This window comes from Microbispora sp. ATCC PTA-5024, assembly GCF_000511135.2.
Taxonomy (GTDB): Bacteria; Actinomycetota; Actinomycetes; order Streptosporangiales; family Streptosporangiaceae; genus Microbispora; species Microbispora corallina.
The window spans coordinates 694,146-708,979 of record NZ_KI866526.1; the positions used below are offsets into that span (position 1 = coordinate 694,146).

General features: G+C 70.7%; 14 protein-coding genes, 1 tRNA gene and 1 pseudogene. 10 read left to right on the forward strand and 6 right to left on the reverse strand.

Annotated elements, in window-relative coordinates:
- Window positions 1-35 precede the first annotated feature (35 nt).
- Window positions 36-488, reverse strand: coding sequence for a MarR family winged helix-turn-helix transcriptional regulator (locus MPTA5024_RS33845; protein WP_198167546.1), 453 nt, complete (start codon window positions 486-488; stop codon window positions 36-38).
- Between the two features lie 150 nt (window positions 489-638).
- On the opposite strand from MPTA5024_RS33845, the gene MPTA5024_RS33850 reads away from it, so the two are divergent.
- The 3 genes and pseudogenes from MPTA5024_RS33850 to MPTA5024_RS33860 form a co-directional block, all read left to right on the forward strand.
- Complete coding sequence (locus MPTA5024_RS33850; protein WP_036331820.1) at window positions 639-1,688, forward strand: LLM class flavin-dependent oxidoreductase; 1,050 nt, start codon at window positions 639-641, stop codon at window positions 1,686-1,688.
- Complete coding sequence (locus MPTA5024_RS33855; protein WP_036331821.1) at window positions 1,681-2,712, forward strand: LLM class flavin-dependent oxidoreductase; 1,032 nt, start codon at window positions 1,681-1,683, stop codon at window positions 2,710-2,712. The genes MPTA5024_RS33850 and MPTA5024_RS33855 overlap by 8 nt, the downstream gene beginning before the upstream one ends.
- A gap of 31 nt (window positions 2,713-2,743) precedes the next feature.
- Window positions 2,744-3,457: pseudogene (locus tag MPTA5024_RS33860) on the forward strand (NADPH-dependent F420 reductase); the annotation flags it as partial.
- Window positions 3,458-3,502: 45 nt separating this feature from the next.
- Here the strand turns inward: MPTA5024_RS33860 and MPTA5024_RS33865 are convergent.
- On the reverse strand, window positions 3,503-4,099 hold the full coding sequence (locus tag MPTA5024_RS33865) for a TetR/AcrR family transcriptional regulator (protein WP_036331824.1): 597 nt from the start codon (window positions 4,097-4,099) through the stop codon (window positions 3,503-3,505).
- 62 nt (window positions 4,100-4,161) lie between these two features.
- Here MPTA5024_RS33865 and MPTA5024_RS33870 point away from each other — a divergent pair, with 62 nt between their 5' ends.
- Entirely contained in the window at window positions 4,162-5,655 is a 1,494-nt protein-coding gene (locus tag MPTA5024_RS33870; protein ID WP_036331825.1) for an FAD-dependent oxidoreductase, read from the forward strand.
- Window positions 5,656-5,700: 45 nt separating this feature from the next.
- The gene (locus MPTA5024_RS33875) at window positions 5,701-6,645 is read left to right on the forward strand and encodes a squalene cyclase (protein ID WP_198167547.1); all 945 of its coding nucleotides are present in this window, start codon (window positions 5,701-5,703) and stop codon (window positions 6,643-6,645) included.
- Window positions 6,646-6,659: 14 nt separating this feature from the next.
- Here the strand turns inward: MPTA5024_RS33875 and MPTA5024_RS33880 are convergent, their stop codons facing one another.
- Window positions 6,660-7,199 (reverse strand): RDD family protein, encoded by a 540-nt coding sequence (locus tag MPTA5024_RS33880; protein WP_036331827.1) that lies wholly within the window; start codon window positions 7,197-7,199, stop codon window positions 6,660-6,662.
- A gap of 205 nt (window positions 7,200-7,404) precedes the next feature.
- Entirely contained in the window at window positions 7,405-7,632 is a 228-nt protein-coding gene (locus MPTA5024_RS40340) for a hypothetical protein (RefSeq protein WP_084370212.1), read from the reverse strand.
- A gap of 450 nt (window positions 7,633-8,082) precedes the next feature.
- Between MPTA5024_RS40340 and MPTA5024_RS33885 the strand changes: the two genes are divergently transcribed.
- Window positions 8,083-9,528 carry an ArnT family glycosyltransferase gene (locus MPTA5024_RS33885; protein WP_198167548.1) on the forward strand — a complete coding sequence of 482 codons (1,446 nt, stop codon included), beginning with the start codon at window positions 8,083-8,085 and terminating at the stop codon, window positions 9,526-9,528.
- 57 nt (window positions 9,529-9,585) lie between these two features.
- Here MPTA5024_RS33885 and MPTA5024_RS33890 read toward each other — a convergent pair.
- Window positions 9,586-9,659: transfer RNA gene (locus tag MPTA5024_RS33890), tRNA-Arg, on the reverse strand.
- Window positions 9,660-9,754: 95 nt separating this feature from the next.
- Between MPTA5024_RS33890 and MPTA5024_RS33895 the strand changes: the two genes are divergently transcribed.
- The 4 genes from MPTA5024_RS33895 to MPTA5024_RS33910 all read left to right on the forward strand — a co-directional run bounded on the left by MPTA5024_RS33895 (window position 9,755) and on the right by MPTA5024_RS33910 (window position 14,273).
- Complete coding sequence (locus MPTA5024_RS33895) at window positions 9,755-10,753, forward strand: tyrosine-type recombinase/integrase (RefSeq protein ID WP_036331828.1); 999 nt, start codon at window positions 9,755-9,757, stop codon at window positions 10,751-10,753.
- Window positions 10,754-11,024: 271 nt separating this feature from the next.
- On the forward strand, window positions 11,025-12,467 hold the full coding sequence (locus MPTA5024_RS42960; RefSeq protein ID WP_036331829.1) for a lectin-like domain-containing protein: 1,443 nt from the start codon (window positions 11,025-11,027) through the stop codon (window positions 12,465-12,467).
- Window positions 12,468-12,582: 115 nt separating this feature from the next.
- Window positions 12,583-12,765, forward strand: coding sequence for a DUF3099 domain-containing protein (locus MPTA5024_RS42965; protein ID WP_051458985.1), 183 nt, complete (start codon window positions 12,583-12,585; stop codon window positions 12,763-12,765).
- Between the two features lie 296 nt (window positions 12,766-13,061).
- The gene (locus tag MPTA5024_RS33910; protein ID WP_051458986.1) at window positions 13,062-14,273 is read left to right on the forward strand and encodes a sensor histidine kinase; all 1,212 of its coding nucleotides are present in this window, start codon (window positions 13,062-13,064) and stop codon (window positions 14,271-14,273) included.
- 95 nt (window positions 14,274-14,368) lie between these two features.
- Here the strand turns inward: MPTA5024_RS33910 and MPTA5024_RS33915 are convergent, their stop codons facing one another.
- Window positions 14,369-14,716, reverse strand: a complete 348-nt coding sequence (locus MPTA5024_RS33915; RefSeq protein ID WP_063794836.1) for an STAS domain-containing protein — start codon at window positions 14,714-14,716, stop codon at window positions 14,369-14,371.
- Between the last annotated feature and the right edge of the window lie 118 nt (window positions 14,717-14,834).

Sequence of the window (14,834 nt, forward strand, 5' to 3'; positions counted from 1 at the left end):
TCGGGCGTGGGTGCCGCGTCGACCGTCAGAGCGGATCATGCGCCGGGCGGCGAGCCGAGGTGCCTGCGCAGGGTCGCGGCGACCTCCCCGGCCGCGACGAGCTGCTCCGGGGTGAGCGCGTCGACGAAGAGCTCGCGGATGGCGCGCAGGTGCGGGATCGAGGCGGACCGGAACGCATCGGCGCCGGTGGGGGTGAGCACGACCTCGGCTCCCCGGCTGTCGGTGACGCACTCCTCGCGCCGGATGAGCCCGCGCCGCTCCATCCGCCCCAGGTGGTGGGACAGGCGGCTGCGCTCCCAGCCGATGGTGGCCGCCAGTTCCGAGGAGCGCATCCGCCGCTCCCTCGCCTCGCTGAGGGCGAGCAGCACCCCGTAGTCCCCCGTCGACAGCGAGGACTCGCTCTGCAGCCGCGAGGCGAGCTCGGACCTGAGTATCTCGGCGGTCTCGATGTAGTCGCGCCAGAGCCGCAGCTCGTCGGCGGTAGGCAAGTGCCGTTTCCTGCGACCTTCTGGCGTGCTGCCCGTCATGCCCGGCCTCCTGATTGACACGTCAAGCATATGGTACATAATTGACACGTCAATCAGTTGGCGTCGCGACGGCGCGAGGCACCGCCCCGAGGCCGGAAACAGGAGGAGACCATGACGGCCGAAGGCTTCGAGCTGGGCCTCGACTCGTTCGGGGAGGTGGCCACGGACGGCGACCGCGTCCTCAGCGACGCCGAGACCGTGCGCCTCCTCGTGGAGGAGGCCAGGCTCGCCGAGTCGTCCGGACTCGACGTGTTCAGCGTGGGCGAGCACTACCGGGAGGGCCACAACGACTCGGCGACGCCCGTGCTGCTCGCCGCGATCGCGTCCGCGACCGAGCGGATCCGGCTCGGGACGTCGGTCACCGTGCTCAGCACGAACGACCCGGTCCGGCTCTACCAGGAGTTCTCGACCCTGGACGCGGTGTCCGAGGGCCGCGCCCAGATCGTCCTCGGGCGTGCCTCGGCGACCGAGTCGTTCCCGCTGTTCGGGTACGACCTGGCGGACTACGAGCGGCTGTTCGAGGAGAAGCTCGACCTGTTCATGCGGCTCCAGCGGGAGGAGTCGGTCACCTGGTCGGGGACCGTGCGCAGCCCGCTCGTGGAGCAGCGGCTGCACCCCCGGATGCGGCCGGGAGGCATTCCGACCTGGATCGGCGTGGGCGGCAGCCCGAACTCGGTGGTCCGCGCCGCCCGCTACGGGCTCCCGCTCATGCTCGCGATCATCGGCGGGCGGCCGCAGCGGTTCGCCGGCCACGTCGAGCTCTACCTGCACGCGCTGCAGGAGTCGGGGCATCCCGTGCAGCCGATCGGGCAGCACTCGCTCGGCCTCGTCGCGGACACCGACGAGGAGGCCGTGGAGACCTGGTGGCGGTACTGGCAGCCCGTCGTGGCGGACCTCGCCGCCGAGCGCGGCTTCTACGCGCCGAACCGCGAACGCTACGAGGCCGAGATCGCGCACGGCGCCCTGTTCGTCGGGTCACCCGGCACCGTCGCACGGAAGATCGCCACTGTGGCCCGCGACCTGCGGCTGAGCCGCTTCGACCTCAAGTACGACATCATGCGCCTGCCCCGCGAGGCCCGCGCCCGCACGATCGAGCTGCTCGGCCGTGAGGTCGCCCCCCGGGTCCGCCGACTCCTCAGGATGGAGCCTGCTCATGTCTGATCTCGTGTTCGGCCTCGACACCTTCGGCGACGTGCCGGAGGACGACACCGGCGCCCTCGTCTCGTACGCCGCCGGGATCCGGCAGGTGGTCGACGAGGCGGTGCTGGCGGACGAGCTCGGCGTCGACGTCATCGCCCTGGGTGAGCACCACCGGCCGGAGTACTCGGTGTCCACCCCCGAGACCGTCCTCGCCGGGATCGCCACCCGCACGAGCCGCATCCGGCTGTCGTCCGGCGTGACCGTGCTGAGCTCGGACGACCCGGTCCGGGTGTTCCAGCGCTTCGCCACCGTGGACGCGCTGTCGCACGGCCGTGCGGAGGTGATCCTCGGCCGCGGCTCGTTCACCGAGTCGTTCCCGCTGTTCGGATACGACCTGCGCGACTACGACGCGCTGTTCGAGGAGAAGATCGAGCTCTTCGTGAAGCTGCTCGACGAGCGGCCGGTCACCTGGAGCGGCACCCTGCGCGCCCCGCTGGAGCAGGCCGACGTCTTCCCGAAGACCGAGTCGGGACGGCTCACCACCTGGGTGGGGGTGGGCGGCTCGCCGCAGTCGGTCGTCCGCACCGCCGGCTACGGCCTGCCGCTCATGCTCGCCATCATCGGCGGCCCTCCCACGCGGTTCGCCGCCTACATCGACTTGTACCGGCGGGCCGCCGGGCAGCTCGGCACGACCGCGCATCCCGTCGGGATGCACTCGCCGGGCTTCGTCGCGGACACCGACGAGGAGGCCAGGGAGATCTTCTGGCCGCACTACCGGGTCATCCGCGACCGGATCGGCGCGCTGCGCGGCTGGCCGCCGATCCGCCGGGAGGAGTTCGACGCCGAGATCGAGCACGGGTCCCTCTACATCGGCTCACCGGAGACCGTGGCCCGCAAGATCGCCCACGTGGTCGGTACCCTCGGCGTCGGACGGTTCGACCTCATCTACACCGCGGGATCGCAGCCGGTGAGCGCCCGTCTGCGCGCCGTCGAGCTGTACGGAGCCAAGGTGATCCCGATGGTCCGCGACATCCTCGCCGGCTGACCGGGCCCGCGATCGGCATCGATACTGGAGGACGACAGTGAACGACAGCGCCCCGACCGGTCCCCTGACCATCGGCATCCTCGGCGCCGGCAAAGTGGGGACCGTGCTCGCCCGGCTCGCCCTGGCCGCGGGCCACCGGGTGCTCATCGCCGGCTCGGGCGACCCCGCGAAGATCGCCCTCACCGTCGACGTGCTGACCCCGGGCGCGGTCGCCACGACGGCCGCCGACGCCGCGGCCCGCGCCGACGTCGTCATCCTCGCCCTCCCGCTCGGCAAGCACCGCGGCATACCCGCCGACGCGCTGCGCGGCAAGCTGGTCGTGGACGCCATGAACTACTGGTGGGAGGTCGACGGCATCCGCGACGACCTCACCGATCCCCGAACTTCGTCCAGCGAGATCGTCCAGGCGTTCCTGCCCGGGTCCCGCGTCGTCAAGGCGTTCAACCACATGGGCTACCACGACCTGGAGGACGAGGCCCGCCCCGCCGGCGAAGCCGGCCGCAAGGCCATCGCGATCGCCGGCGACGACCCCGCCGACCTCGCCACCGTCGCGTCCCTCGTCGACGCGCTCGGCTTCGACCCGGTCGTCGCGGGCCCGCTCGCCGAAGGCATGCGCTTCGAACCGCACACGGAGCTCTTCGGCGCCGACGTCGAGGCCGACGAGGTCCGCGCCAGACTCGACCGCTTCTGGGAGTCGGAGCGCGGCCGGGTCATCGCCGAGGCGCGTGCCGGGACGCGGGCCTGAACGACCTCCTGAGACCACGTCGTCCTGGACGCCCGGGCGGCGGGCTCAGCGCAGGTGGGCGAACGCCAGGTCGGCGTCGGCGACGGCCTCCGGGTGGACGTCGCGGGCGGTCCGCCCGTCGGCGATCTTCTGCCAGTTGGTCCGGGCGAGCACCCGTTGGACCGCGAGCACCTGGGCGGCCCGCAGCCGGGCCTCGACGCCCGCGCCGAGGGCGCCCGCCAGTGCCTCCTCGTCGTCGAGCATGTACTGCGTGAGCCGTCCGGCCAGGCTCGGCGTGGTGAACACCAGCCGGTGGAACGCCACCACCACCGGGTGGTCGTTGAGGCCGGTGACCGGCTCGTGACGGTCGAGACCGGCCCGGAAGTGCCGGTGCAGCGCCGCCACCGGCGGCACGCCGGGCTCGCGGTCACGCACGACCCGCGCGGCCTCACCGTTGTGATCCGCGAACCGGTGCAGGACGAGGTCCTCCTTGCTCGCGAAGTACCGGAAGAGGGTCGGCTTGGACACCTCCGCCGCCGCGGCGACGTCGTTGATCGACACCTGGTCGAAGCCGTGCGCCAGGAACAGCGAGATCGCCGCGTCGGCGATGGCGTCGCGGGTCCGCGCCTTCTTCCTGGCCCGCAGTCCTGGCGGCTCGATCATGTGGTCAGCGTAACATTACTAACCGGGTTGCTTTTTTAACTCGGTAACACTTTCATGGTGGGGTGACTCATACAGACGTCCTCGTGGTCGGCGCCGGCCCGACCGGCCTGACGCTCGCATGCGACCTCGCCCGGCGCGGCGTCGCCGTGCGCGTCGTCGACCGGGCTCCGGAGTTCCCTGTCGGTTCTCGCGGCAAGGGACTGAACCCGCGCAGCCTCGAAGTGTTCGACGACCTCGCGGTGATCGACAAGGTGCTGGCCTCCGGGACCACCCACCTGCCGCATCGCAAGTACCAGGGGGCGGAGGTGATCGCCGAGGTCGATCCCGAGGCCGGCCGGGTGCCCACACCGGACATCCCGTACCCGACCGGCCTGCTGATCCCGCAGTGGCGGGTGGAGCAGATCCTGCGCGAACGGCTGGCGGACTTCGGCGTCGAGGTCGAACGGGGCGCCTGCCTGCGCGGTTTCGCCCAGGACGCCGACGGCGTGACCGCCACGGTCGGCGACGCCCGGATCCGGGCGCGATACCTGGCCGGCTGCGACGGCGGCCGCAGCACCGTCCGCAGGGCACTCGGCCTGACGCTGCGCGGCCGGACGCCGGACGTCCAGCTCATGGCCGTCGGCGACGTCGAGGCCGAGGGGCTGGGCCGCGACGCCTGGCACCAGTGGCTGACCCCCGACGGAGGGGTCATGCTGTGCCCGCTCCCCGGCACCGCCGCCTTCCAGGTGCAGGCGTCGCACGAACTCGACGGGGACGGCTCGCCCCTCGAACCGACCCTGGAACGGTTCCAGCGGACCTTCGACCGGATCGCCGGCGTCCCGGGCGTGCGGCTGCACAACCTGACCTGGCGGTCGAGTTACCGGGTCAACGTCCGCATGGTCGACCGGCTCCGGGTGGGCCGCGTGTTCCTCGCCGGGGACGCCGCGCACGTCCACCCGATCGCGGGTGGCCTCGGCATGAACAGCGGGATCCAGGACGCCTACAACCTCGGCTGGAAACTGGGCGCCGTGCTCGCCGGCGACGCGTCGTCAGGCCTGCTCGACACGTACGAGGAGGAACGCCTCCCGATCGCGAGCTGGCTGCTCGACATCACCTCGGACCTGCTCGACACCGTCCTCGAGGCGATCAAGGAGAAGGGCGGCGGCATGGACGCCGTGGCCGCGACTGAGCTCACCCAGCTCATGCTCCGGTACCCGTGGAGCCGGCTCTCCCGGCAGACTGCGAACCGGCCCGCCGGGCCACGCGCAGGCGACCGGGCGCCGGACGCGCCGCTGCGCGACGCCGCCACCGGCAGGCCGCTTCGCCTCTTCGACCTCTTCCGCGGTCCGCACTTCACGCTGCTCCGCCTCGGCGAAGGACGCGCGCTCGACGACGTCGGAAGCGGCCTCGTCAAGCACTGCCTCGTCGGGCCCGGCGGCTTCTCTGACGACGACGGACACGTGGCGGACGCGTACGGCACCGACGCCCTGATCCTCGTCCGCCCGGACGGGTACATCGGGCTGGTCGCGGCCCCGGCGGACACGGCCGCCGTCGGCGAGTACCTCCGCTCCCTGTGACGTCGTCCGGTGGCGCTTGTCCGCCGGACGGCTTAGGGTGCGGCGGTGAGCGTGATGGAGTGGCTGCTCGCCTCTGACCCCGCCGTCCGCTGGCAGGTGCTGCGCGATCTCACGAACGCCCCGCCCGGCGAGGTCGCCGCCGAGCGGGCACGCGTGGAGTGCGAGGGCTGGGGCGCCCGTCTCCTGGCGCTGCAGGGCGCCGACGGGATGTGGGACGGCGGCGCCTGCTTCCCCGCCTCCTACAAGGGCGACGAACCCGGGCAGCCCTGGACGGCGACGATGCACACCCTGCAGACCCTGCAGATCTTCGGGCTCGGCCCGGCGTCGGAGGCGGCGCGCCGCGCAGTCGCGCTCGTCGCCGAGCACGGGCGGTGGGAGCACGCCGGGCAGCGGTACTTCGACGGCGAGGTCGAGCCCTGCATCAACGGCAGGACGATCGAGGCCGGCGCCTACTTCGGGGTGGACGTCTCGGCGATCGTGGAACGGGTCCTCGACGAGCGCCTCGCCGACGGCGGATGGAACTGCGAGGCGGAGAACGGCTCCGTGCGCTCCTCGTTCCACACGACGCTCAACGTGCTGGACGGGCTGCTCGAATACGAACGCGTGACCGGACGATCGGACGGGGTACGCGAGGCGCGTCTCAGCGGGGAGGAGTACCTGCTCGAACGCGGGCTGTTCCGCCGCAGGAGCACGGGCGAGGTGGCCGATGCGGCGTTCCTCGACTTCGCCTTCCCGTACTACTGGCACCACGACGTGCTGCGCGCGCTCGACTACTTCAGGCGCTCGGGGGCCGAACCGGACCCCCGGATGGCGGACGCGGTGGAGGTCGTCCAGTCGAAGCGGCGGCCCGACGGCCGCTGGCTGCTCGGCCGCGTCCATCCGGGACGCGTCCACTTCGCCCTGGAGGAAGGCCTGGGGAAGCCGAGCCGCTGGAACACCCTCCGCGCGCTCCGCGTGCTCGACTGGTGGCGGCGCCGACCCGCGGTGTGATCTCTCTTGAGGCGTCACTCGCGGTACGCGACGACCCGGGTGCCGCCGAGCAGGTCGTAGGGCGTCCTGGTCGAGGGCAGGAAAAGGCCGGCCAGCCAGGCAATCATGATGACGTAGACGGCGATTGTCGCCACCATCAGTGACGCGGACGGGTTCCGGCCCGCGGTGGCGAAGCCGTACGCGACCGTGTGCCCCAGCTCCCACGGCAGAGCGATCTTGAGGGCGTTGCGCAGCAGCGCCCGTCCGAAGCCGATCGGCCGCCCGGAGTGGGCGTCGACGACCATCAGGCCCCTCGCCCTTTTCCCCGGGGTGGCCTGGAAGCGGCCGGACTCGCGCCAGGCGCACCACAGGGTCACCGGCACGATCAGCAGGAGGAACGTTATGAGGTTCCACAGGCCGACGGGCAGCCGCAGTCCCGCCGCGTAGAGGGCGACGCCGACGGGGACCAGGAGCAGCGGAAGGATGAGGATCAGCACCCAGTCGATCAGCCAGGCGACCACGCGCCGCCACCCCGGTGCCCGGGTCGCCCCGTTGATCGATGCTGTAGTCGACATCGCGTCCTTCCATGACCGTCCAGGACGCTACCCCGGCGGAGCGAGTTTCCGCGCAGCCGGGTCGAGTTGGCTGGAAGGCAGGCAAATACCTGTGCTCGTACGGCCGAGGAAGGAACGTCCCCCCACGGTCCACGCCGGCTCGGCCGAGCTGGACGCTGGCGTGGATGTGCTCGCGCTGGGTGCTTCCCCTGGGCTGACAGCGCTCTCAGAGTTTGTACAGCTTGCTGAACGGCGTAGTGATTCGTTCCTGCCGTGATCCGAAATCCACGAACACGGCGATCTCGTCTTCTACAGCGATGACGACGCCGAGACCATACCGATCATGGGTCACTCGGTCGTTCACGCTGAACCGCTCGGGCGCCGGGGCGGGGGGCGGGGGCTTGAAGGGACTTGTGGGCAGGTGGCGACGGGACGCGCCGCTGGCTGGCTTCATCCCCACCAGTATGTGCCGTCGGGGAGAACGCTCGCCACTCGGGCTCCTAAATGATCAAGGTGCGCCCGCGCACATCCTGACCTGGGCCTCCGCATGTGGCGCGGGTGAGGGGACTAGAACCCGCGCTGTCGGCCTGAAACCTGCATGGATAGCGGCCCGTAGGACCCGCTGCCTGCCGTTGCCGACCACTCCTTGCCTTCGGCCTGGCGGCGCTCCTTCAGACAAGCAACGCAGAATTAGCCCAGCTCAACAACCTTGATCAGATCGACGGGTTTCGGTAGCGTGCCAAGGTGCCCGAATGTCTGCCGACGGCGCGCGCCCGGCATGGCCATCATCGCGAGACCGCCTGTAGTTCGGTGTCGGTCCGTGGCTGACCGCGGGGTGCACACATCCGAGACCGCCCTGAGCGCCGGCACCCCAGCGACCCCTGTTGCGCCGTTTGACCGGCGGGTGATCGTCGTCGGCGGGATCGTCTTCGCCGTTTTGATGGCGCTCTCGACAAAGTACGGGTTCCAGCGCGACGAGCTGTATTTCCTCGACACCGCCCGGCATCTACAGGCTGGTTACGTCGACCAGCCTGCCCTGGCGCCGTTGCTGGCCCGGATATCGCTGGACCTGTTCGGCGTGTCGCTGTCCGGGTTACGCGTGTGGCCGGCGCTCGCCGCCTGGGCCACCGTGGTGGCCGGTGGGCTGACCGCCCGCGAGTTCGGCGGCCGGCGGCGTCCGCAACTGCTGGCCGCGGTTGCCGTGGCCACCATGCCGATCCTGTGGACCAGCGCGCACGTGGCGAACACCACCGCGTACACGGTGCTGGCACTGGCCGGGCTGGGCCTCGTCGTGGCCCACCTCGGGCGCACGGGCGACTGCCGCTGGTGGCTGGTCGCCGGGCTGATCCTCGGCCTCGGCCTGGCCGACAACCATCAGCCAGGCTTCTTCGCCGCGGCGCTGGTCGTCGGCGCCGTGCTCAGCGGCGGCCGCCGATTTGTGCTCAACCGCTGGTTCGCGGCCGGGGCCGCGATCGCGGCGGCGTTCGTCGTGCCCGAGATCTGGTGGCAGGCCGGGCACCAGTGGGCGACGATCGAGATGACCCGCCGGCTCAACTCGGAGAACGGCGGCCTGCTGAACATCCCTGTGTGGGTGATCGGCCAACTGCTGGTGGGATGCCTGGCGATGGTGTGGGTCTGGGTCGCCGGGCTGCGCCTGCTGTGGCGCTCCGATCGGCCGTTGTGGCGGGCGCTGGCCTGGGCCTATGGCCTGGTGTTCGTGCTCTACGCCCTCACGACCGGCGCGAAGATCTACTACCTGACCGGAGCGTACGTCTTCCTGCTCGCCGCCGGCGCCGTGGCCGTCGACGGGTGGCTGACGGCGCGGCCACGCCGTATCCCCGTCCTCGCGGTGGCCACCGCGCTCACCACCGTCGCCTTCGCGCTCGTGCTGCTGCCGGTGCTTCCCCCGTCCGACACGACGGAGGACAACGCGGCCGAGACCGTCGGCTGGCCCGAACTCGTCGGTACCGTCCGCTCGGTGTGGACGGCCCTGCCGCCCGAGCAGCGGGCCAACGTCGTGATCTTCACCGAGAACTACGGCGAGGCGGGTGCTCTCAACGAGCTGGGCGCGAACACCGGGATGCCGGTCGCCGTGAGCGGCCACAACAGCGAATGGTGGTGGGGGCCCGGTAATCCGGACGCCACCACCGTGGTGGCCGTCGCGCCCGGAACCCGAAATCCCGGTTACGCGGGTTACCTGAGCGGCTTCTTCACCAGCGTGCGCGAGGTGGCCACGCTGTCCAACTCGTACGGCGTCCACAACATCGAATCGGGCGGCCGCGTCTACCTGTGCACCGGGCTCCGCGAACCCTGGTCTCAACTGTGGCCCCGCCTCCGCCACTACGACTGACACCAACCGCCATGGTCCGGCCGCGCAGCTCAGGGGTGGATGGGCTGATGAGGAAAGCGCGCCCTGAGGGATTCGAACCCCCGACCGTCGGATTAGAAGTCCGATGCTCTATCCAGCTGAGCTAAGGGCGCTTGAAAATGGGGATTGACCAGCGGGGATGCTGACCCTGGCTTAAGGTAGCATAGCCGCACACCGATGAAACAGCATCGGATTTGGAGCTTTCCCCATGGGTAGATCCCCACTGCTGCGTGACCTGGTCCCCTCCTGGCGCCTGGCGCTGGAGAGCGAGAAGCTCGCCGCCGGAACGATCACGAGCTACCTCCACTCCGCCCGACTCCTGATCGAGTACCTCGACAAGCATGACATGGCCGGGCAGGTCGACAAGATACGGGCGAAGCACCTGCGCACCTTCCTTTCCGCGCGGTTGAACGGCTGCTGGCTCGACGACACGCGCGTCCAGCCGTGCCCCTGCGGCGACACCCGGGCCCGAAGCGCCGGCGACGCGCACAAGCACTTCCGCAACCTGCGGGTCCTGTTCAACTGGCTGGTCGCCGAGGACGAGCTCGCGGCCTCGCCCATGGCCAATGTCGCCCCGCCCAACGTCGTGGTGCAGCCTGTCGAGCCGCTCACGGAGGAGGAGTTGCGGCTGATGCTCAAGACGTGCGACGGCACCACGTTCATCGACCGCCGCGACACCGCGATCATGCGGATCCTGCTCGACAACGGCATGCGCGGCTCCGGCCTCGCCGGGCTGCGCTACCACCCGGACGACCCCGAGCTCACGGACGTGTTCCTGCCCCAGCACGTGCTCCGGATCCGGTTGAAGGGCGGGCGCACGCACATGGCTCCCATCGGGCGCAAGACCGCGGCCGCGGTCGACCGATATCTCCGCGCCCGGGCCCGTCACAGCCACGCCGACAGCCCATGGCTGTGGCTGCCTGAGCGCGGCCGTACGGCGGCGGGCGGCGACCGCCGGCTCACCACGACCGGCATCCTGCAGATGCTCAAGCGCCGAGCCAAGGAAGCCGGCATCCCCGGGGTCTACACGCACCGGTTCCGTACGACCATGGCCACGTCGTTCCTCGACGCCGGCGGCGACCCGATCGACCTGATGCGCGTCGGCGGCTGGAACTCCCTGGCCATGGTCCAGCGGTACACCGCGGCGACGGCCGAGCGCCGGGCGCGCGAGGCGCACGCCCGGCTGTCCCCCGGCGACCGGATCTAGCAGGCGCCGGCTCACGGCAGGCACAAGCGACGACTCAGGGGACCGGCGTCAAAGCATTGGCAATACGCGCCGGTCATCGTCCGAGATCGAGCGCGGGACGTGGTGATCTGGCGCGGAGAGCCAGCTGTCCTCGAGATGCGCCGGTATTGAGCCGGCCGTGAAACCCGAGGTTCGTTCACCCGGAGACGTCAGCCGCGAGCTGCGCGCCCACAGGCATGCCTGCCGGAGGCCTTGCATGATGTTCCACCGCCCCGTATTCGCGTCCATTCCGGTGGCCGCCGCTCTGGCGGTCTTCGGCGCCGCCGCGGCCTCGGCCCCCTCCCTGGCGGGGGAACCGGCCAGGGCGATCCGGCGGACGGGAACCGTCCTCGTCTCCGAGACCTTCACCCGTGCGACCGCCGATCCACGGTTCAGGGCCTTCGGCGCGGCCTGCCTGACGGGCGCCCCGCGGGGAGGAGTCCCCGCTCCCGGCCTGCACCCCCTGCAGGGATGCCGCTCCGACCTCGAAGGGCCGGTGCCCCCCGGATCCGCGGCGCCCTTCGGCTACCTGCAGCTCACCGACGCGCACAACGACCAGGTCGGAGCCGTCCTGTTCGACCCGCCCATCCCCTCTGCCCAGGGTCTGGAGGTGACGTTCGAGCAGTGGCAGTACGGCAACACCTCCGCCGTCCCCGCCGACGGCATCTCCTTCTTCCTGACCGACGGCTCGGTCGAGCTGACCGAACCCGGCGCCTTCGGCGGCAGCCTCGGCTACGCGCAGAAGCTCCCGGACGACGACCCGGACAACCCCTTCCTGCCGGGGGCCGCCGGCGGGTATCTCGGCATCGGGCTGGACGTGCTCGGCAACTACTTCGGCGACTGGGAGCGGCGCGGAAACGGCTGCGAACGACGCTCCCCGGCGGGGACGATCTTCCGCATTCCCGCGCCCGGTCCCAACATGGTGACCGTACGCGGCCCCGGCGACGACACCGTCGGCTATTGCTTCCTCGCCGCCACGACCTCGAACCTCTCCACCACCCCGCCCTGGCCGTCGACGCTGCCCGGCCAGCTCCAGGGGACACCGACGTCCATCCCGCCGGGCACGACCCCCGAGCAGGCCCAGGCTCTCCTGGAGCCGAGCAAGCGCACCGTACGGGTGCGGATCACGCCCGCTCCCGACCCTGTCGTCACCGTGGACGTGGATTTCAACGACGGCGCCGGCTTCCGGCAGGTGCTGTCGTTTCCCGCGCCCGAGCCCGTGCCCGACGCCTACTCCTTCGGCTTCGCGGCGTCCACGGGGCTGTTCACCGACGTGCACCTGATCCGTAACCTGACCATCTCGTCAATCCTGCCGATCCCCTCGCCCACGGCCACTCCCACGGCCACCGTGTCGCCGTCCCGTACGGCGTCGCCCACGCCGCCGGCGCCCGTCCCGCCCGCGACCCAGGAGGACGCGGCGACCACCTCGACGCGGACGGCGACATCCCAGCGGGACGACACCCTGGTCACGAAGAAGGCGATGAACGTCTCGATCGACGGAGCGGCGAACCATCAGGCAGGGGAGAATTTCGCCCCCATCATCGTCACCGGAGGCACTCACACCGGAGATGCGGTTCAGAAGGGCCGGGCCGTGCACCGCACACCGATCAGGACGCGTCACGCGCACACGGCGGCCGCACACGGGAAGGACCGGGACAGGATCACGCACCGCCGGCCTCGTGAACGGCTCCGTTGAGCCGCGGCGCGCTACCCGGGATCGCGCCAGACGGCACTCATCCCGCCACCCGGCCGCCGCCCCGTGGCGTGGGCGGCGGGTGAGCCCGAATGAGGATCGGCAATACGCTGAGGTCGTGCCGGGCCGGAAGCGGACGTACCTGATGATGATGGGGGTGTGCCTCACGCTGTTCGTGCTGGCGGGCACCGTCGTGCGGCTGTTTTCGACCACCTTGGCGCTCGTGATGTTCGCGGTGGCCCTGGTGATCCCCCCGCTCGCCGTCATCATCGCCAACCGCGGGGGCGGCCGAGACGAGTGATCCCGGCTTATCCACCGGTGGGCGATCTCGTGCAGGGGCGCGTCGCGCGGTGGTGCGGTCGACCGGCGTCACGGCGGAAAGCATGGCGAGCGTCCGATCTGCGGGTGACCGTGTCACTCCCAGGACAGCGTGTCCGAGGAGTACCACGGCCTTACCACTCGGGAACCCGGTGGCGCACGATGCGAGGTACATCGACAGACGCTCCCCGCCTCAGGGGGTGACCTCCTTGGGACAGGAGCACCTCACGGTCCGCTGCGAGGGCACAGAGGCGGACCGCCTCGCAGAAGGAATCTCTCGTGCGAACCACCTTGATCCTTGCCGGCGTCCCGTCGATCGTGGCCGAATTCACCACATCACACCGCCGCCGGATCGCCGACGCGCTCCTGGCGACAGCGATCCTCAGCTTCACCGTCCCGACGACGCTCCTGGGTCTGTCCTTCTCCCTGTGGGGGCCGATACCGGATTGGATCGAGATCGTCATCGAGGTGATCACGGTGGGCACCCTGCTGATCCGCCGGCGCACCGCGCTCCCCATGATCATCGCCTCGGTCCTGTGTGCCGTCCTCACCGGGCAGATCGTGCCCATGGCCTTCGCCGCGTACTCGATGACGGCGGAGAACAAGGTGCGTCACTGGCAGCTGATGTCCGTTCCGCTGATCGCGGCCGCCGCCGCGATCGACTACGTGGACCCCAGGACGGACGACCTGCTCTACCTCTGCCTGGTGCGCGCGCTGACGCTCATCTACCTGCCGGCCCTGGTGGGAACGTGGGTGCGCGGCTACCGCGGGATGATCCTGGAGTTGCGGTCGGGGATGCGGGAACGCGAGCAGCAGGCCGCCCGCCGGGAGCGCCGCAAGATCGCGCGGGAGATGCACGACACCGTGACGCACGCGGTGACCGTGATGGTCCTCAACGCGGGAATGCTCCACGAAGCCACGGACAGCGAGGTGGACAGGCTCGCCGCCACGATCGAGGACAAGGGGGTGGAGGCCCTCGGCGAACTGCGCGAACTGCTCACGGTGCTCCGGCGTGAGGACGCGCCGCGGACCGAGACGGGGCCGAGGGCGGTCTCCCGCCTCGTGGAGGAGGCGGCCGCCACGGGCACCCGGGTCACCCTGCACTACGACCTGCCCGACATCGGCCTCCCCACCCAGGTGGGGCACGCCTGCTACCGGGTCGTGCAGGAGGGGCTGAGCAACGTCAGCAAGCACGCCCCCCGATCCCGGGTGCGCGTCGTCTGTGAGGCCCACGACGGTGTCGTGACCGTCTCGGTGGTGAACGACAGGGGCGGGGGCGGGCCGCGAATGTCCCTCCAGCGCCTGCTTCCCCATTCGGGTTTCGGCCTGGCGGGGCTCGTGGAGCGCATCACACTCCTGAACGGGCAGTTGGAACGAGGGCCGACTCCCGACGGCGGCTTCATGTTGACGGCGCGGATCCCCCTCAACTCCGGCGGCGCCCGGCCCTCCGGGGCCTCCGCGGATGAGGTGGCGGGCGGCGAGAGGCCGTGAAGCGGTCCCGCCGGGCGGGCGGGCCGATCCGGCGCCACGGCCGAAGCAGGCCCGCGCCGCGAGGCCGTGAGGCGGCCGGAGACGGACGGCCGCGGCTACGGCTCGGCGCCGTAGGTCAACGCGTCCTGCAGGGTGGGATAGGTGGGGATCCGGCCGGTGATCCCCATCAGGTCGAAGAGCCGCTGCTGGTGAGCTGAAAGCCCGCATACGGCCACCCGGCCCGCCTGGTCGAGGCGGCTGTAGCAGTCGAGGATGACGTCCATCCCGGAGCTGTCGATGAAATCCAGATGGGTGAGGTCGAACAGCAGGCGCACGTCGGGCCGTGTCAGAGGGGTTTCCGCCGCCTCGCGGACCAGGTGCTGGCTCGCGGCGTCCAACTCTCCCGTCACGGTGATGATCGTGAACGGGGGGTGCAGGTTCGTGGTGACGCGAAGGTCTTTCATGAGAGCCACCACTCGGCTCAAAGGATCTGTGAAGCACATTTGCGTGTCTTGGACCGATTCTCCCAAGGCCCGACTCACCGGTCTCATCCCGCCCCCACCTACAACTCCAGGAGACCTC